Here is a 14,343-nt window from a genome sequence, read left to right as displayed (position 1 = left end):
GCTTCAGTGGGCGAATGCCGCAGCCCGCGCAGCGTCGTACTCGGTTTTGTCGACGGGGTGAGCGTCAGGCTGGCCGAGTTCGTCCATATGAACACGGTACGTCTCGCGGGCGCTGAACGCGGCCAGTGCGGCGATGATGGTGATCGCGAAAGCAAGGGCGCCGACCGTCAACCAGATATTGTTGGATCCCGGAGGCGCCACGGCCGTGAACAGCGCGGGCAGCATCGCGGTGATCGCGGTGCCGATATTCTGCGCAATCGCCATCGCCGAGACGCGGGTGGCCGTCGGGAACAGTTCGGGGTAGAAGCTCGGGAAGACGGCGTTGTAGCCCTGATAGACCACGCCCCACATCAGGATCGAGATCACGAAGGCGAGCGGCACGCTGTGAATGCTGATGGCGTAGAGATACGCGAACGCCAGCAAGCCCGACAGCAGCGAACCGACGATGATGGGCGGCTTGCGGCCGATCTTGTCCGACAGGTTGCCGACGTACGGAATCACCACCACGGCCACGATGTTGCCGACGACGGGGATCCACAGGTACATGTCCTTCGCGAAGCCGATGCCGTAGGCCGGCTGCACCGCATACGCCGCGCCGAAGATGGTCGCCACGACGGGGATCACGTTCATCAGCGCCATGCAGATCACGCGCAGCATGTTCGGCGTGCTGTACTTGAACGCATCGATTACGGGCGAGCGGGCACGCGTCGTGCGCTCGCCTTCTTCCTTGAACGCGGGCGTCTCGTCAACCTTGCGGCGAATGACCCAGCCCGCGATGATGACCACGAAGCTCAGCAGGAACGGAATGCGCCAGCCCCAGACATTGAACTGCTCGGCGGGCATGTAGTGCGCGAGCGGCAGGAACACGGCGGCAGCCAGAATCTGCCCGGCCTGCACGCCTTGCAGCGTGAAGCTGGAGTAGAAGCCGCGACGGCCAAACGGCGCGTGCTCCAGAATCATCGAGCTTGCGCCGGAGATTTCGCCCGCCACCGCGAAGCCCTGCACCAGACGCAGGATCACGAGGAACAGGGGCGCCAGCAACCCGACTTGATCATACGTGGGCAGCAGGCCAACGCCGATCGTCGAAAAGCCCATCAGGAACATGCAGGCCAGCAGTACCTGCTTGCGGCCGTGCGTGTCGCCGAGGTGGCCGAGCACGAAGGCACCGATCGGCCGCGCCACGTAGCCCACGCCGTACGTCGCCAGCGAAGCGACGATCGCGGTTGTGGCATTGCCCTTGGGAAAGAATATCTGCGGAAAGATCAGCGCCGATGCGGTCGCATAGATGAAGAAATCGTAGTATTCAAGCGCCGATCCGATCCAGCCGCTGGCGGCGGCCTTCTTCGATTGATGCTTACCCTGGGGCTCGTGAGCCGGGACTGCGGTCATGGTTGTCTCCTAGCTTTGTAGGCTGACGACTATCTGAATGTCGACAGGATGGAGCGCAGCGTAGCGCCCCGAGGCCATACAGCACAAGGGATAATCGCCCCTTTTTGTTCGATCATCGCGCATGACTGCGCGATGATCGAACGCTCTGAGGGTTTCTCCGGGTTCTGGAGGGGTGTCGAACGGTGCCTTTACTGGCTAGCTAGAGTGTGCGCCTCACCGGGAAAGTCGCGGGAGAAAAGTCGAGCCTATAGCCACTTGGGCACATCCGTGTGTGTATAGCTGCGGAGCTGGTCGACGAGGCCCGCTGCATCCGCATCCACGCATATCGAATGACGGTGCGCTGCCGGCAAGAATTTCGTGTCTACCATGTGATCGATGAACTGCAGAAACGCGCCGAAGAAGCCCGCGGAGTTCAACAGGCCCACGGGTTTGTCGATCTCCGAAAGCTGGTTCATCGACCATACCTGCATCAGTTCTTCGACCGTCCCGATTCCGCCTGGCAAGGCAATAAAGGCATCCGCGAGTTCGATCATGCGGGCTTTGCGAAGCTGCAGGCTCGGCGCGATCTCGCACATTGTCAGCCCGGGATGCGACTGTCCGCGCAGGTGCAGGGTTTCCGTGGTCACACCATGCACTTTGCCGCCCGCAGCGAGTGCAGCATCCGCGACGACAGCCATCAGACCGTTCGTCGTGCCGCCATAGATGACCGTCATCCCGGCCTCCGCCAGAATCCGGCCGAGCGCTCGCGCGGCGTCGGCGTAAGTCTCCGAGGCGCCGTGGTTCGAGCCACAAAATACGGCGACTGACCTGATTGAACGCAACGCCATGTCGAATGATTTCCTTGTTGTGAAGGTGTATGCAAATGGGGCAATCAGTCTATGAACCGGATGGCCTGGCAGGCAGAGCCATGAATCGACAATCGCACCAGGCCATGACCGCGCAGGATCGGGCACGTCTGCATTTGCCTTGTACAGGCTATCGGGATCATCATGGCATGCCTTACATTGGTGATTTGCGCACATCTGGCTGATCCATGAACGCCTCGAAATCCAGCCCGCTTTCGCCGCTCGATCCCGCCTCGGCCTCGCCCTTCTACCGGCAGATTTACGATCGGTTTTGCGCCGCTATCGCTGGCGGCATGCTGAAGCCGGGTGACCGGATACCCTCGGCACGCGCGCTGGCGAACGAATTGGGTTTGTCGAGAGGCACCGTCGACACAGCCTATTCACTGCTGACGGCCGAGGGCTATATCGAGGCGCGCGGCCAGGCAGGCACGATCGTGACGCCTGGCCTCAAGCCGCGAACGCTCGTCGCCGCCACGCAGCCCAAACCGGCTGAAAGTACTGACGAGCCCAGTTTCCGGCCCGATTCGATCTTGCCCTTCCAGATGGGCTTGCCCGCTCTCGATGCCTTTCCGCGAAAGATCTGGGCGCGCCTAGGCGCGCGATGCGTACGCGCCATGCAAGCTTCCGACATGGTTCATCCGTCCGTATTCGGCTTACCCGAATTGCGGACCGCGATTGCCGCCTACCTTCAGATGTCGCGCGGGATCGACTGCTCGCCCTCGCAGGTTTTCGTGACCTCGGGATACCGTCACAGCCTCGGGTTGATCGCTCATACGTTGCTGAAGCCGGGGGACCGTGTATGGCATGAAGACCCTGGCTTTCCGCCTACACGGGAAGTATTGGCGCGCCTGAATATCGCCGCTGTGTCCGTACCCGTCGATAGTGAAGGCATGGTCGTTTCCGATGCGCTGCGACTCGCGCCCAGGGCGCGCGCAGCCGTTGTGACACCCGCGCATCAGAGTCCGCTTTGCGTGTCGCTATCGTTGCCACGGCGCCTCGCGCTGCTGGACTGGGCCTCGCGCAACAACGCATGGGTGATCGAGGATGACTACGACGGCGAGTACCGTTACGTCAGTCGCCCTTTGCCTGCGTTGAAGAGTCTGGATCACGACGGCAGAGTCCTTTACGCGGGCACGTTCAGCAAGGTTCTGCTGCCCTCCCTTCGCCTTGCGTATCTTGTCGTGCCGGAAGCGCTGGTCGAACAGTTCGAACAATCCATTCACGCTTTCGCAGGCGGCAGCCCCGAACTGACCCAGACGATCGTCGCGACCTTCATCGCTGAAGGACATTTCGCGCGGCACATACAACGCATGAGAAAGCTCTATGCCGAGCGTCGCGAAGCGGCCGTAGAGGGTCTGGAAAGCGTGCTAGGGCGACACCTGCGAATCGACTCGCAGCCAGGCGGCATGCATCTGATCTTGCGCCTGCAAGGCCGGCGCTCCGACCGCCGGCTGGTGTCGCGCATGCGCGCAGACGGTCTGTACGGAGAAGCCTTGACGGACTGGACGACGAATCGCGATGGCGCTTCCGCCGTGCTCGTCAGCTTCACGAATATCGACTCGCGGCGTACTGCCGAGAATCTCGCCAGTCGCATCCTGACGCTGATATGACGACGGCCCCCGTCATCTTCGCGGAAATCTTGGCCTGGTACTCAAACCCATTTATGGACCTTTATCACCAGGCCAAGATCGCTCACGATAGAGTCTTTCAACAAGCACACACAAGGACTCGTCATGAACAACCGCATCGACTACGCAAAGGCATCGCCTGAAGGTTATAAGGCGTTCGGCGGCGTATACGTCACGCTGCAGAATTCCGGCCTTTCGAAAGAACTGGTCGATCTCGTTTATCTGCGCGTTTCGCAGATCAACGGATGCGCGTTCTGCATCGACATGCACACCCGCGATCTCGTCAAGCGCGGCGTCACGGTCAACAAGCTCGCACTCGTGTCCGTCTGGCGCGAAGCAGGCGCAGTGTTCAGCGACCGCGAGCGGATCGCACTGGCGTGGGCGGAAGCCGTGACACGCGTGGCCGAAACCCGCGTGCCCGACGCCGACTATGAAGCCGCAGCCGCCGAATTCAGCGACAAGGAACTCGCGGACCTCACCTACGCGATCGGCTTGATGAACGCATTCAACCGGTTGGGCGTCGCATTCCGCACGCCACCGCAACACTGATCAACCCACACTGACCCAACCTCGCCCGGCCGCAAAGCCTGGCGAGTCAACCAATGAATCTGTCATCCATGTCATGGGCTTTACTGGGTGTCGCAGGCCTGTTTGAAATCGCGTTCGCTTTCGGCATGAAGTGGTCGGAAGGATTCACGCGATTGATACCTGCGCTGTTCACCGTCGGCACCGGCTTGTCGAGTGTCTTTCTTCTTTCACTGTCGCTGCGTACGTTGCCTGTTGGAACGGGCTATGCCGTCTGGACGGGTATCGGCGCGGCGGGTACGGCGCTGCTGGGCATCGTGGTACTGGGCGACTCCGCGGCGCCTATGAGGATACTTTGCATCGCCCTCATTCTGGCCGGCGTCATCGGACTCAAGCTGGTCGCCAGCAATTGAGAGGCACCGCTGTCTACGCGGGGATTCTCAGCCCCGCCGTAGGCAGGCTGTATCATGACGGCCTCGCGTCGCCACGTTCATGCGGCGCTCCTGCCTTGATTCACAACGACCCAGAGGAACACCGCCATGACGGCCGCAACGCAATTCGATCAGGTTTCCGTTGTCAAACGCGCCAACGTCTACTTCGACGGCAAGTGCGTGTCGCACACCGTTCTTTTCGCCGACGGCACGCGCAAGACGCTGGGCGTGATCCTGCCCGGCACGCTCAACTTCGGCACCGACGCACCCGAACTGATGGAAGTGCAGGCGGGCACATGCCGCATTCGTCTGGAAGGCAGCGACGAGTGGAAAACCTACAGCGCAGGCGAGACGTTCTCGGTGCCCGGCAAGAGCCGCTTCGACATCGACGTGATCGAAACGCTCGACTACGTCTGCAGCTATCTGTAAGGACTCACGCGCGTTGCCGCGACGACGCAGATGCGTTCGCGGCAACATCCCCTTGCGTCATTGCCCCGCCCGCCTGGCGCTTTGCTTGCGCGTGCGTTTCGGCGTCGAGTCAGGGACGATCAACGCCAGCTTCGCCATCACTTCCTCATGCTCCGTGCGGAGCACTTCGACGAACGCCGCAGCCAGCCTCTCGCGCGGCTGATTCGGCGGAAACAGCAGATACATCGGGAACATCACCGCCGGCGAGAACGGCCGGATGGCGATATCCGGTCCGGCAAAATCCAGCGCCACGCCCGGATGCGCCAGCGTCACACCCATTCCGCAGCGCACCAGCTCACAGCAGATCGCCGTGTACTGCGCCTCGATCGCGAGCTTGCGTTCGACGCCCGCGCGCACGAACACCTCGTCCATCTGCGCGCGCGTGCCGTCGCCATGACACAGCGAAATAAACGACTCGCCTTGCAGATCGGCCGGCTTGATGACGGCCTTCGAAGCCAGCCGGTGCGCAGCAGGCATTACGCAGACGGCTGCGACTGTCGACAGCATTTCGACATCGCAATTCGACGCCTCGCTGATATACACGGCCACGCCCAGATCGCAGAACTGCGATGCCGTCCAGTGATTGACCGTGCCTGACGTGTTGACGTGCAGCGACACGGTCACGCCCGGATGCAAGTCCTGAAAGCGCTTGATCGCATGCGGCACGAGCGTCAACCCCGCTGACGGCATCGCGGCGATACGCAGACGTCCGCTGCCCAGGTTGCGAATCTGCGCAGCGGCATTGGTGAGCCCCTGCAGGCCGACATACGCGCGCTCCACTTCACGAAAGAACGCCGTGCCCTCACTGGTCGGAATCAGCCGCACGCCGCTGCGTTGAAACAGCAGCAAGCCCGTTTCGCGTTCGAGCTGCGAGATCAGTCGGCTCACGTTCGGCTGCGACGTGAAGAGCGCTTTCGCCGCCGCCGTCATCGACCCGGCCACCATCACCGCGCGAAACGCCTCGATATGCTTCAGGTTCATCGTCTTCAACCCATATCAACCATGTATGGATAGCTATTTTATTCGTATTGGACGATATGACCATTGCGGACCAGACTGTGATCCATTGACACGCCGCCAGAGCGTCCTTCCCACACTGAATGGAGATCGTCGTCATGCAAGAAACGCTGCGCCGCCGTTGCCGTTTTACGATCCGTGTTCTCTCCTCCGCCCTTTCCGCCGCCTGCCTGACCGCGCCGTTGCTCGCACACTCCGAAGCGACGCTGTATGTCGCTAACGTCGGCGGCTCCAATGAGCAGCTCTATCGTCAGAAGATCATCCCGCCGTTCGAGAAGGCGCATGACGTGAAGATCGTCTACGTCGCGGGCAATTCGAGCGACACGCTCGCGAAGCTCCAGGCGCAGAAAGGGCATCAGCAGATCAATGTCGCGGTGATGGACGACGGCCCGATGTATCAGGCAATGCAGCTTGGCCTGTGCGCCAAGGTCGACGAGGCGCCCGTGATGAAGGACCTCTATCCGCTCGCGCGGCTCGGCCCGACGGCCGTCGGCGTCGGCATGGTGGCGACGGGCATCGGCTACAACGAACAGGCGTTCAAGAAGCTCGGCCTGCCCGCGCCGGATTCGTGGCAGGTGCTGACCGACAAGCGCCTGAAGGGCAAGCTCGGCGTGCCGCCCATCACCAACACGTATGGCCTGCACACGCTCGTGATGCTCGCGCGGATGAACGGCGGCGGCGAGAAGAACATCGACCCGGGCTTCACCGCGATGACGAAGCAGGTCGCACCCGACGTGCTGTCATGGGCGCCGACGCCCGGCGAGATGGACGGTCTGATGCAGGCGGGCGACGTCATCATCGCGCCGTACGGCAGCGGCCGCGCGGTCGCGCTGCAGAACACCGGCTTCCCGCTCAAGTTCGTCTATCCGAAGGAAGGCGGCGTCGCGTTGCAGGTCGCGGCGTGCCCCGTGGCCGAGAACGCGCAGCCCAAGCTCTCGCAGGACTTCATCCAGTACCTGCTGAGCCCCGAAGTGCAGGCGATGCAGGCGCAAGGCATCGGCCTCGGCCCCGTCAACAAGACCGTCAAGCTGACGCCCGACGTGGCCGCGCGCGTGCCCTACGGCCCGGACCAGGTCAGCAAGCTGACCGCCATGGACTGGGCCACGATCAACCAGCACCGCACCGAATGGACGGAGCGCTGGAACCGCTCGGTCGAGCGATAAGCACAGCAGCAGCATCACAGCCGCAACGCCCGCCTCCGCACAGGACCGACGCTCATGACTTTCCTCACCCTGCAAGGCCTCTCGAAGCGCTACGGCGACTTCACCGCCGTCGAGCATATCGATCTATCCGTCGAACGCGGCGAGTTTCTGTCGCTGCTCGGTCCGTCCGGTTGCGGCAAGACGACCACGCTGCAGATGATCGCCGGCTTCGTCACGCCGAGCGCGGGCCGCATCACGCTGGGCGGCCGCGACATCACGCATGAGCGCCCCGAAAAGCGCGGTATGGGCGTGGTGTTCCAGAGCTACGCGTTGTTTCCACACATGACGGTGGCCGGCAACGTCGGTTTCGGCCTGGAGATGCGCAACATGAAGCGCGACGAGCGCGCGGTGCGCGTCGCCGAAGCGCTCGATCTTGTGCGTCTGAAGGGACTCGACGCGCGTTACCCGAAGGAATTGTCGGGTGGCCAGCGCCAGCGCGTCGCCATCGCGCGGGCGCTGGCGATGCGCCCCGAGCTGCTGTTGCTCGACGAACCGATGTCGAATCTCGACGCGAAGCTGCGCGAGGAAATGCATATCGAACTGCGCGCGATCCAGAAGCGCCTCGGCATCACGACGATCCTCGTCACGCACGATCAGGTCGAAGCGATGACGATGAGCGATCGCATCGCCGTGCTGCACAAAGGGCGCATCGCGCAACTGAGCACGCCGTTCGATGCCTACGAGCGCCCCGCTACGCCGTTCGCGTCGACGTTTCTCGGCCGTACCAACACGCTGCCGGGCGAAGTGCGGGGCCGCAATCCACGCTGCGCGGTCGTGGACGTCGCGGGCACGACGCTGCATGTGCCGCATGAAGGCCGCGACGTGGAAGGCGCGGTAGACGTATACATCCGTCCCGAGAAAGTGCGCCTTGCGAATGGCGATGCCCGCATGCACGGGCGCATCGCGAATCGCGTGTTCATCGGCAATCAATGGCTGCTCGAAGTCGACACCGAACTCGGCATGCTGCGTGTCGCGCAGCCGAATTTCGGCGCACCGCCGCCCGAGGAAGGCCACGAAGTCGGCCTCGCCTTCACCGACGACGATCTGCGCGTGCTGACCCGGGAGAGCGCCCATGGCAACGCTTGACGATTCGCGCGCGGGCGCCGCGCCGTGGCTGCTGTCCGCGCCCGCGCTGCTGCTGTTCGGCGCACTGCTGCTCGTGCCGCTCGTGCTGACGCTGCTGCTGTCGTTTCGCGTCTTCAGCGACGTGGCGGGCGTGCAGACCGCGTACACGCTCAAGAACTACGCCGAGGTCGTGAGCGATCCGTACTACGCGGAAATCTTCCTGCGCACGGCGGGCCTCGCGCTCGCGGTGACGCTGCTGAGCGTGCTGCTCGGCGTGCCGGAAACCATCGTGCTCGCTCGCATGAAGCGGCCGTGGCAGTCGCTGTGCCTGCTGATTGTGCTCGGGCCGCTGCTGATCTCCGTCGTCGTGCGTACGCTCGGCTGGCAGATTCTGCTCGGCAACAACGGCGTGCTCAACAACGCATTACAGGCCTTGCACATCACGTCCGAGCCGATCCGCCTCGTGTTCACGATGACGGGCATGATCATCGCGCTCACGCATGTGCTGGTGCCGTTCATGGTGATGTCCGTGTGGGCGACGCTGCAAAAGCTCGATCCGCAAGTCGAATGGGCGGGGTTGTCGCTGGGCGGCTCGCCGCTGCGCGTGTTTCGCCGCGTGGTGCTGCCGCAGATCATGCCGGGCGTTCTATCCGGCTCGATCATCGTGTTCGCGCTGTCGGCTTCGGCCTTCGCGACGCCTGCGCTGATCGGCGGGCGCCGTCTGAAGGTCGTCGCGACGGCTGCCTACGACGAATTCCTCGGCACGCTCAACTGGCCGCTCGGCGCGAGTATCGCGGTGCTGCTGCTGATCGCGAACGTCGCGATCGTGATGGGTTGCAGCCGTCTCGCCGAACGCCGTTTCAAGCACATTTTCGAGTGACGCCATGAAACAGAACGGATTCTGGGGCCTGCTGTTCAACGCGCTGTTCCTGACTTTCATCCTCGCGCCGCTGGTTGTCGTGATGCTGGTCGCGTTCACCGACAAGGGCTTTATCTCGATGCCATTCGACGGCGCGTCGCTGCGCTGGTTTCGCGCGATCCTCGAGAACGGCGACATCGTGTCGGCGTTCTGGCTCTCGGTGCGGCTCGCGTTCGCGGCGGCGACCATCGGCGTCGCGCTCGCAGTGCCCGCCGCGCTCGCGATTGCCCGTTACCGCTTCACGGGCCGCGCCGCGCTGATGAGCTTCTTCCTCTCGCCGATGATGATTCCCGCCGTCGTGCTCGGCATCGCGTTCCTGCGCTTCCTGTCGATGCTGCATCTGAGCGGCTCGTTCTGGGCGCTCGTCGCGACGCACGTGATCGTCGTGCTGCCGTATGCGCTGCGGCTCGCGCTGTCTTCCGCCGTCGGGCTTGACCGCGACGCCGAGCGCGCCGCGCTGTCGTGCGGCGCGAGCCGCTTCACTGCGTTTCGCCGCGTCGTGCTGCCGATGATCCGCACGGGCGTCGCGGGCGGCTGGGTGCTGTCGTTCATCCAGAGCTTCGACGAACTCACGATGACCATTTTCGTCGCGACGCCCGGCACGACCACGTTGCCCGTCGCCATGTACAACCAGATCGCGCAGACCATCGATCCCCTCGTCGCATCTGTCTCGGCGGTGTTGATCGTCGGCACGGTTCTGCTGATGGTGCTGCTCGACCGCATGGTCGGACTGGACCGCATCCTGATCGGAGAAGCACGATGACCCGCAACTCATCCGCCAATCCCGACGTGCTCGTGCTGGGCGGCGGGCTGGTCGGTTCCGCCGTCGCCTGGGGCCTGGCGCGCGAAGGCGCGCAAGTGACGGTGCTCGATCAGGACGACGGCGCGTTTCGCGCGTCGCGCGGCAATTTCGGGCTGGTCTGGATTCAGGGCAAGGGCTATGGCCTGTCGCCTTACGCGCGCTGGTCGCGCAGTTCGGCGACGCGCTGGCCTGCGCTTGCCGCTGCGCTGCTCGACGAAACGGGTATCGACGTGGCGCTGCGCCAGCCTGGCGGCTTTCACTTCTGCTTCTCCGACGACGACCTCGCCGACCGCGCAAAGCGGCTCGGAACGCTGCAGCGCGAGTTGGGCGACTACCCGTATCAGTTGCTCGATGCGCGCGAGGTGCGCGAGCGCCTGCCGCAGATCGGTCCGGACGTGATCGGCGCGAGCTATACGCCGATGGATGGCCACGTCAATCCGCTCAAGCTGCTGCGCGCGCTGCACACAGGCATGCAGCGGCGCGGCGTGACCCTGGTCAGCAACGAGGAAGCGCTGCGCATCACGCCCAACAGCGGCGGCTTCGCCGTGCAGGGCAAGCGCGGCACGTATCGCGCGGCGCGCGTGGTGCTCGCGGCGGGCCTAGGCAATCGCGCGCTCGCGCCGCATGTCGGGCTGCACGCGCCCGTCGCGCCCAACCGCGGGCAGGTGCTGATCAGCGAGCGCGTCGCGCCGTTCCTGCATTATCCGACGCTCAACGTCCGGCAAACGGACGAAGGCACCGTGCAATTCGGCGATTCGATGGAAGAAGTCGGCCTGAACGATTTCACCACCACGCACGTGCTGTCGGACATCGCGCGGCGCGGCGTGCGCGCGTTCCCGTTGCTGAAGAACGTGCGGCTGGTTCGAACCTGGGCCGCGCTGCGCGTCTACAGCCCGGACGGCTTTCCGATCTACGACCAGTCTGCGCAGCATCCGGGCGCCTTCGTCGTCACCTGCCACAGCGGCGTGACGCTCGCCGCCGCGCACGCGCTGCGCATCGCGCCGTGGATCACCGGCGGCGTGATGCCCGACGAGCTTCCCGCGTTTTCGGGCATGCGCTTCACCGAATCCCCCGCTCTCATTCCCGCTCACTGATTCCGACATGACTTCCACACCGCTATTCAAGGCCCTGCCCGGCGCCGATGCGCCCGTCGATATCTGGTTCAACGATCAGCCGCTGCGCGTGCCGGGCGGCCGGTCGGTGGCCGCGGCGCTGCTTGCTTCCGGCATTGCGCGGTTTCGCGCGACGCCCGTGTCCGGCGCGCCGCGCGCGCCTTATTGCATGATGGGCGCGTGCTTCGAGTGTCTGGTCGAGATCGACGGCGTGCCGAGCCGGCAAAGCTGCATGGTGACCGTGCGCGACGGCATGCGCATCCGGTCGCAGGAAGGCGCGCGCGATCTGCCGCCCGTCGCTGTTTCGCTGGAGGATGCTCATGGCCGCTGAACACGCCGCAGAGTTTGTGTCCGAAGCCGTCGACGTGGTCGTGGTCGGCGCCGGTCCCGCCGGGATGAGCGCGGCGACGCGCGCGGCCCGCGCCGGTCTTTCCGTCGTGCTGCTGGACGAGCAGGATGCTGTCGGCGGGCAGATCTATCGCGCGATTGGCCGTGCCGACGCGCGCCGCAAGGAGATACTCGGCCCCGACTACGCTGCGGGCGCGGCCATTGCCGACGCGTTCGCGCGCTCCGGCGCGCGGCATGTCGCGCATGCGTCCGTGTGGCAGGTCACGCGTGAGCGGTCCGTGCATTACCTGAAGGACGGCAAGGTCGGCAGCTTCGACGCGCAGCGCGTGATTCTCGCAACAGGCGCGCTGGAACGGCCGTTCCCGATTCCCGGCTGGACGCTGCCCGGCGTGCTGACGGCGGGCGCCGCGCAGATCCTGCTGAAAAGCGCGGGCGAAGTGCCTGCCGAGCCGCCCGTTCTCGCGGGCTGCGGCCCGTTGCTCTATCTGCTCGGCTGGCAATACGTGAGAGCGGGCGTGCCGATCCGTGCGCTCGTCGATACCACGCGTCACGAGGATCGCTGGCGCGCGAAGAAGTATCTGCTGTCCGCGCTGCGCGCGTGGCCGTTTCTCGGCAAGGGGCTGCAACTGATTCGCACGCTGCGCGACGCGGGTGTCCCGATCTTCGAGGCCGCCGACGATCTGCGCGTCGAATCGAAGCACGACGCAGACGGCGTCGAGCGCGCCGCCGCGCTCAGCTTCACGACACAGGGCCGCGCGCACAAGGTCGAAGCCAGCGTGATCCTGCTGCATCAAGGCGTCGTGCCGAACACGCAATTCACGCTCTCGCTGCGCGCGCAACACCACTGGGACACGGCGCAGCTATGCTTCGCCCCGACCACCGATGCATGGGGCGAACTCGACGTGCCGGGCATCTTTATCGCGGGCGATGGCGGGGGCATCGGCGGTGCGCTTGCTGCTGCCGAACAGGGCGCATTGAGCGCGCTCCAGGCCGTGTGCCAGCTTGGCGCGATCGACGCGTCCACGCGTGACATCGAAGCCGCGCCGCATCGACGCACGCTGGCAAACGTGATGCGCATCCGTCCGTTTCTGGACAGCCTGTACCGCCCGCGCGACGCGAACCGTATTCCGCACGACAACGTAATCGTCTGCCGCTGCGAAGAAGTCACGGCAGGCGACATACGCGGCTTCGTCGAACTCGGCTGCATCGGGCCGAACCAGGCGAAGTCGTTTGGACGCTGCGGGATGGGTCCGTGCCAGGGGCGCATGTGCGGGCTGACCGTCACCGAGATCATCGCGGACGCGCGCAAGGTGCCGCCGGGCGAAGTCGGCTACTACCGCATCCGTCCGCCCATCAAGCCGCTCACACTTGGAGAACTCGCAGGTGAAGAATGACGCCGCCATGTCCCCTTCCGCCGCCACGCGTGAAGCCGACGTGCTAGTGATCGGCGGCGGCCTGCACGGATCGAGCAGTGCGTTCCATCTGGCCGCGCGCGGCGCGAAAGTGATCGTGCTCGAAGCCGATTACGTCGCGCGGCACTCGTCGGGCGTGAACGCGGGCGGTGTGCGCACGCTCGGACGGCCTGTGCCGGAGATTCCACTGGCGCTGATGTCGCGCGAAATCTGGCACACGTTGCGCGACACGATCGGCGACGACGGCGGCTTCGTGCCTTCCGGCCAGTTGAAGATCGCGGAGACGGAGGCCGAACTCGACGAATGCCGTGAACGCGTCGCGCTGCTCGAAGCGCATGGTTTCACGCACGAGAAGCTGATCGACCGCGCGACCGTGCTCGAACTCGAACCCGCGCTCGCGCCGCATGTGACGGGCGGCATCTGGGTCGAACGCGATGGCTATGCGTTGCCGTTCAAGACGACGACAGCCTTCCGACTCGCCGCCCAGCGACAAGGCGCGCACTTCTTCGAAGGCACGCCCGTTACCCGCATCGAGCAGCGCGGCACGCGCTGGCTCGCGCATACGCCGCGCGGCACGTTCAGCGCGGAAAAGCTCGTCATCACGGCGGGCGCGTGGGCGGGCCAACTGGCCGAACAGGTCGGCGAACGCGTACACGTTCATCCCGAAGGGCTGATGCTGATGGTCACGCATCGCGTCGCGCCGTTCTGCCGCGCGACACTCGGCGCAACGGGCCGCCCGCTGTCGTTCAAGCAGTTCGACAATGGCACGGTCGTGATCGGCGGCAAGCTGATCGGTATTGCCGACCTCGACGGCCGGCATGGCGAGGTCGACTTCGCGCGCCTCGTGCGCAGCGCGAATACCGTCGTCGATCTGTTTCCGCATTTGCGGCATCTTGGTGTGAATCGCGCGTGGGCGGGCGTTGAAGCCTTCACCGACGACGCATTGCCCGTGATCTCGGCGAGCCGCCGCGCGTCGAATCTCGTCTACTCGTTCGGTTACTGCGGCAGCGGTTTTCAACTCGGGCCGGCATGCGGGCGGCTCGTCTCCGAACTGGTGCTCGACGGTGAGGCGTCGTTGCCGCTTGATGCATTCGCGATCGATCGCTTCGCGCGGCGGGCCGTCTCCGAACAGACGGCGAGCGCCGTCGCTCATTGAGATTCCATTGATTCATGCGCGCCC

15 protein-coding genes are annotated in these 14,343 nt (G+C 64.6%); 12 read left to right on the top strand and 3 right to left on the bottom strand.

Annotated features, from left to right (window positions below; translation table 11 throughout):
* Positions 1-3: 3 nt before the first annotated feature.
* Both C2L65_RS34660 and C2L65_RS34655 read right to left on the bottom strand, forming a co-directional pair.
* Positions 4-1,389, bottom strand: coding sequence for an MFS transporter (locus C2L65_RS34660; RefSeq protein ID WP_042306189.1), 1,386 nt, complete (start codon positions 1,387-1,389; stop codon positions 4-6).
* Between the two features lie 245 nt (positions 1,390-1,634).
* Positions 1,635-2,216 (bottom strand): LOG family protein, encoded by a 582-nt coding sequence (locus C2L65_RS34655; RefSeq protein ID WP_042306190.1) that lies wholly within the window; start codon positions 2,214-2,216, stop codon positions 1,635-1,637.
* A gap of 206 nt (positions 2,217-2,422) precedes the next feature.
* On the opposite strand from C2L65_RS34655, the gene pdxR reads away from it, so the two are divergent.
* The 4 genes from pdxR (at position 2,423) to ppnP (ending at position 5,247) form a co-directional block, all read left to right on the top strand.
* A complete protein-coding gene (pdxR, locus tag C2L65_RS34650) occupies positions 2,423-3,844 on the top strand; it encodes a MocR-like pyridoxine biosynthesis transcription factor PdxR (protein ID WP_042306191.1) in 1,422 nt (473 codons plus the stop codon).
* A gap of 123 nt (positions 3,845-3,967) precedes the next feature.
* Complete coding sequence (locus tag C2L65_RS34645) at positions 3,968-4,411, top strand: carboxymuconolactone decarboxylase family protein (protein ID WP_042306192.1); 444 nt, start codon at positions 3,968-3,970, stop codon at positions 4,409-4,411.
* A gap of 68 nt (positions 4,412-4,479) precedes the next feature.
* Complete coding sequence (gene sugE, locus C2L65_RS34640; RefSeq protein ID WP_042306256.1) at positions 4,480-4,800, top strand: quaternary ammonium compound efflux SMR transporter SugE; 321 nt, start codon at positions 4,480-4,482, stop codon at positions 4,798-4,800.
* Between the two features lie 126 nt (positions 4,801-4,926).
* Positions 4,927-5,247: a pyrimidine/purine nucleoside phosphorylase gene (gene ppnP, locus C2L65_RS34635; RefSeq protein WP_007585139.1), complete on the top strand. Its 321-nt coding sequence runs from the start codon at positions 4,927-4,929 to the stop codon at positions 5,245-5,247.
* Between the two features lie 57 nt (positions 5,248-5,304).
* Here the strand turns inward: ppnP and C2L65_RS34630 are convergent, their stop codons facing one another.
* Positions 5,305-6,267 (bottom strand): LysR substrate-binding domain-containing protein, encoded by a 963-nt coding sequence (locus C2L65_RS34630; RefSeq protein WP_042306193.1) that lies wholly within the window; start codon positions 6,265-6,267, stop codon positions 5,305-5,307.
* 134 nt (positions 6,268-6,401) lie between these two features.
* Between C2L65_RS34630 and C2L65_RS34625 the strand changes: the two genes are divergently transcribed.
* From C2L65_RS34625 to C2L65_RS34590, 8 genes are read left to right on the top strand one after another with little or no spacing between them, the layout of a single operon-like run.
* The gene (locus tag C2L65_RS34625; protein WP_042306257.1) at positions 6,402-7,466 is read left to right on the top strand and encodes an ABC transporter substrate-binding protein; all 1,065 of its coding nucleotides are present in this window, start codon (positions 6,402-6,404) and stop codon (positions 7,464-7,466) included.
* A 54-nt stretch (positions 7,467-7,520) separates the two neighbouring features.
* Positions 7,521-8,591, top strand: a complete 1,071-nt coding sequence (locus tag C2L65_RS34620; RefSeq protein WP_042306194.1) for an ABC transporter ATP-binding protein — start codon at positions 7,521-7,523, stop codon at positions 8,589-8,591.
* Positions 8,578-9,450 carry an ABC transporter permease gene (locus C2L65_RS34615; protein ID WP_042306195.1) on the top strand — a complete coding sequence of 291 codons (873 nt, stop codon included), beginning with the start codon at positions 8,578-8,580 and terminating at the stop codon, positions 9,448-9,450. The genes C2L65_RS34620 and C2L65_RS34615 overlap by 14 nt, the downstream gene beginning before the upstream one ends.
* Positions 9,451-9,454: 4 nt before the next feature.
* Positions 9,455-10,252 carry an ABC transporter permease gene (locus C2L65_RS34610; protein ID WP_007730852.1) on the top strand — a complete coding sequence of 266 codons (798 nt, stop codon included), beginning with the start codon at positions 9,455-9,457 and terminating at the stop codon, positions 10,250-10,252.
* The gene (locus C2L65_RS34605; RefSeq protein ID WP_042306196.1) at positions 10,249-11,385 is read left to right on the top strand and encodes an NAD(P)/FAD-dependent oxidoreductase; all 1,137 of its coding nucleotides are present in this window, start codon (positions 10,249-10,251) and stop codon (positions 11,383-11,385) included. Before C2L65_RS34610 ends, C2L65_RS34605 begins: the two co-directional genes overlap by 4 nt.
* A 7-nt stretch (positions 11,386-11,392) precedes the next feature.
* Entirely contained in the window at positions 11,393-11,734 is a 342-nt protein-coding gene (locus C2L65_RS34600; RefSeq protein WP_035995056.1) for a (2Fe-2S)-binding protein, read from the top strand.
* Positions 11,724-13,145 carry an FAD/NAD(P)-dependent oxidoreductase gene (locus C2L65_RS34595; RefSeq protein ID WP_042306197.1) on the top strand — a complete coding sequence of 474 codons (1,422 nt, stop codon included), beginning with the start codon at positions 11,724-11,726 and terminating at the stop codon, positions 13,143-13,145. The genes C2L65_RS34600 and C2L65_RS34595 overlap by 11 nt, the downstream gene beginning before the upstream one ends.
* A 7-nt stretch (positions 13,146-13,152) precedes the next feature.
* Entirely contained in the window at positions 13,153-14,319 is a 1,167-nt protein-coding gene (locus tag C2L65_RS34590) for an NAD(P)/FAD-dependent oxidoreductase (protein ID WP_042306258.1), read from the top strand.
* Positions 14,320-14,343 lie beyond the last annotated feature (24 nt).

Origin of the sequence: Paraburkholderia terrae (assembly GCF_002902925.1) — a bacterium.
Classification (GTDB): domain Bacteria; phylum Pseudomonadota; class Gammaproteobacteria; order Burkholderiales; family Burkholderiaceae; genus Paraburkholderia; species Paraburkholderia terrae.
Note: the sequence above shows the minus strand (reverse complement) of the source record. Positions and strands in the feature narration are given on the sequence as shown.

What these genes read in the sequence shown, in the direction of transcription:
- C2L65_RS34590 (WP_042306258.1), top strand. Translation starts at nt 13,153, where the DNA reads ATGTCCCCTTCCGCCGCCACGCGTGAAGCCGACGTGCTAGTGATCGGC.
- C2L65_RS34600 (WP_035995056.1), top strand. Translation starts at nt 11,393, where the DNA reads ATGACTTCCACACCGCTATTCAAGGCCCTGCCCGGCGCCGATGCGCCC.
- C2L65_RS34645 (WP_042306192.1), top strand. Translation starts at nt 3,968, where the DNA reads ATGAACAACCGCATCGACTACGCAAAGGCATCGCCTGAAGGTTATAAG.
- C2L65_RS34595 (WP_042306197.1), top strand. Translation starts at nt 11,724, where the DNA reads ATGGCCGCTGAACACGCCGCAGAGTTTGTGTCCGAAGCCGTCGACGTG.
- C2L65_RS34620 (WP_042306194.1), top strand. Translation starts at nt 7,521, where the DNA reads ATGACTTTCCTCACCCTGCAAGGCCTCTCGAAGCGCTACGGCGACTTC.
- sugE (WP_042306256.1), top strand. Translation starts at nt 4,480, where the DNA reads ATGTCATGGGCTTTACTGGGTGTCGCAGGCCTGTTTGAAATCGCGTTC.
- C2L65_RS34660 (WP_042306189.1), bottom strand. Translation starts at nt 1,389, where the DNA reads ATGACCGCAGTCCCGGCTCACGAGCCCCAGGGTAAGCATCAATCGAAG.
- C2L65_RS34615 (WP_042306195.1), top strand. Translation starts at nt 8,578, where the DNA reads ATGGCAACGCTTGACGATTCGCGCGCGGGCGCCGCGCCGTGGCTGCTG.
- pdxR (WP_042306191.1), top strand. Translation starts at nt 2,423, where the DNA reads ATGAACGCCTCGAAATCCAGCCCGCTTTCGCCGCTCGATCCCGCCTCG.
- C2L65_RS34625 (WP_042306257.1), top strand. Translation starts at nt 6,402, where the DNA reads ATGCAAGAAACGCTGCGCCGCCGTTGCCGTTTTACGATCCGTGTTCTC.
- C2L65_RS34630 (WP_042306193.1), bottom strand. Translation starts at nt 6,267, where the DNA reads ATGAACCTGAAGCATATCGAGGCGTTTCGCGCGGTGATGGTGGCCGGG.
- C2L65_RS34605 (WP_042306196.1), top strand. Translation starts at nt 10,249, where the DNA reads ATGACCCGCAACTCATCCGCCAATCCCGACGTGCTCGTGCTGGGCGGC.
- C2L65_RS34655 (WP_042306190.1), bottom strand. Translation starts at nt 2,216, where the DNA reads ATGGCGTTGCGTTCAATCAGGTCAGTCGCCGTATTTTGTGGCTCGAAC.
- C2L65_RS34610 (WP_007730852.1), top strand. Translation starts at nt 9,455, where the DNA reads ATGAAACAGAACGGATTCTGGGGCCTGCTGTTCAACGCGCTGTTCCTG.
- ppnP (WP_007585139.1), top strand. Translation starts at nt 4,927, where the DNA reads ATGACGGCCGCAACGCAATTCGATCAGGTTTCCGTTGTCAAACGCGCC.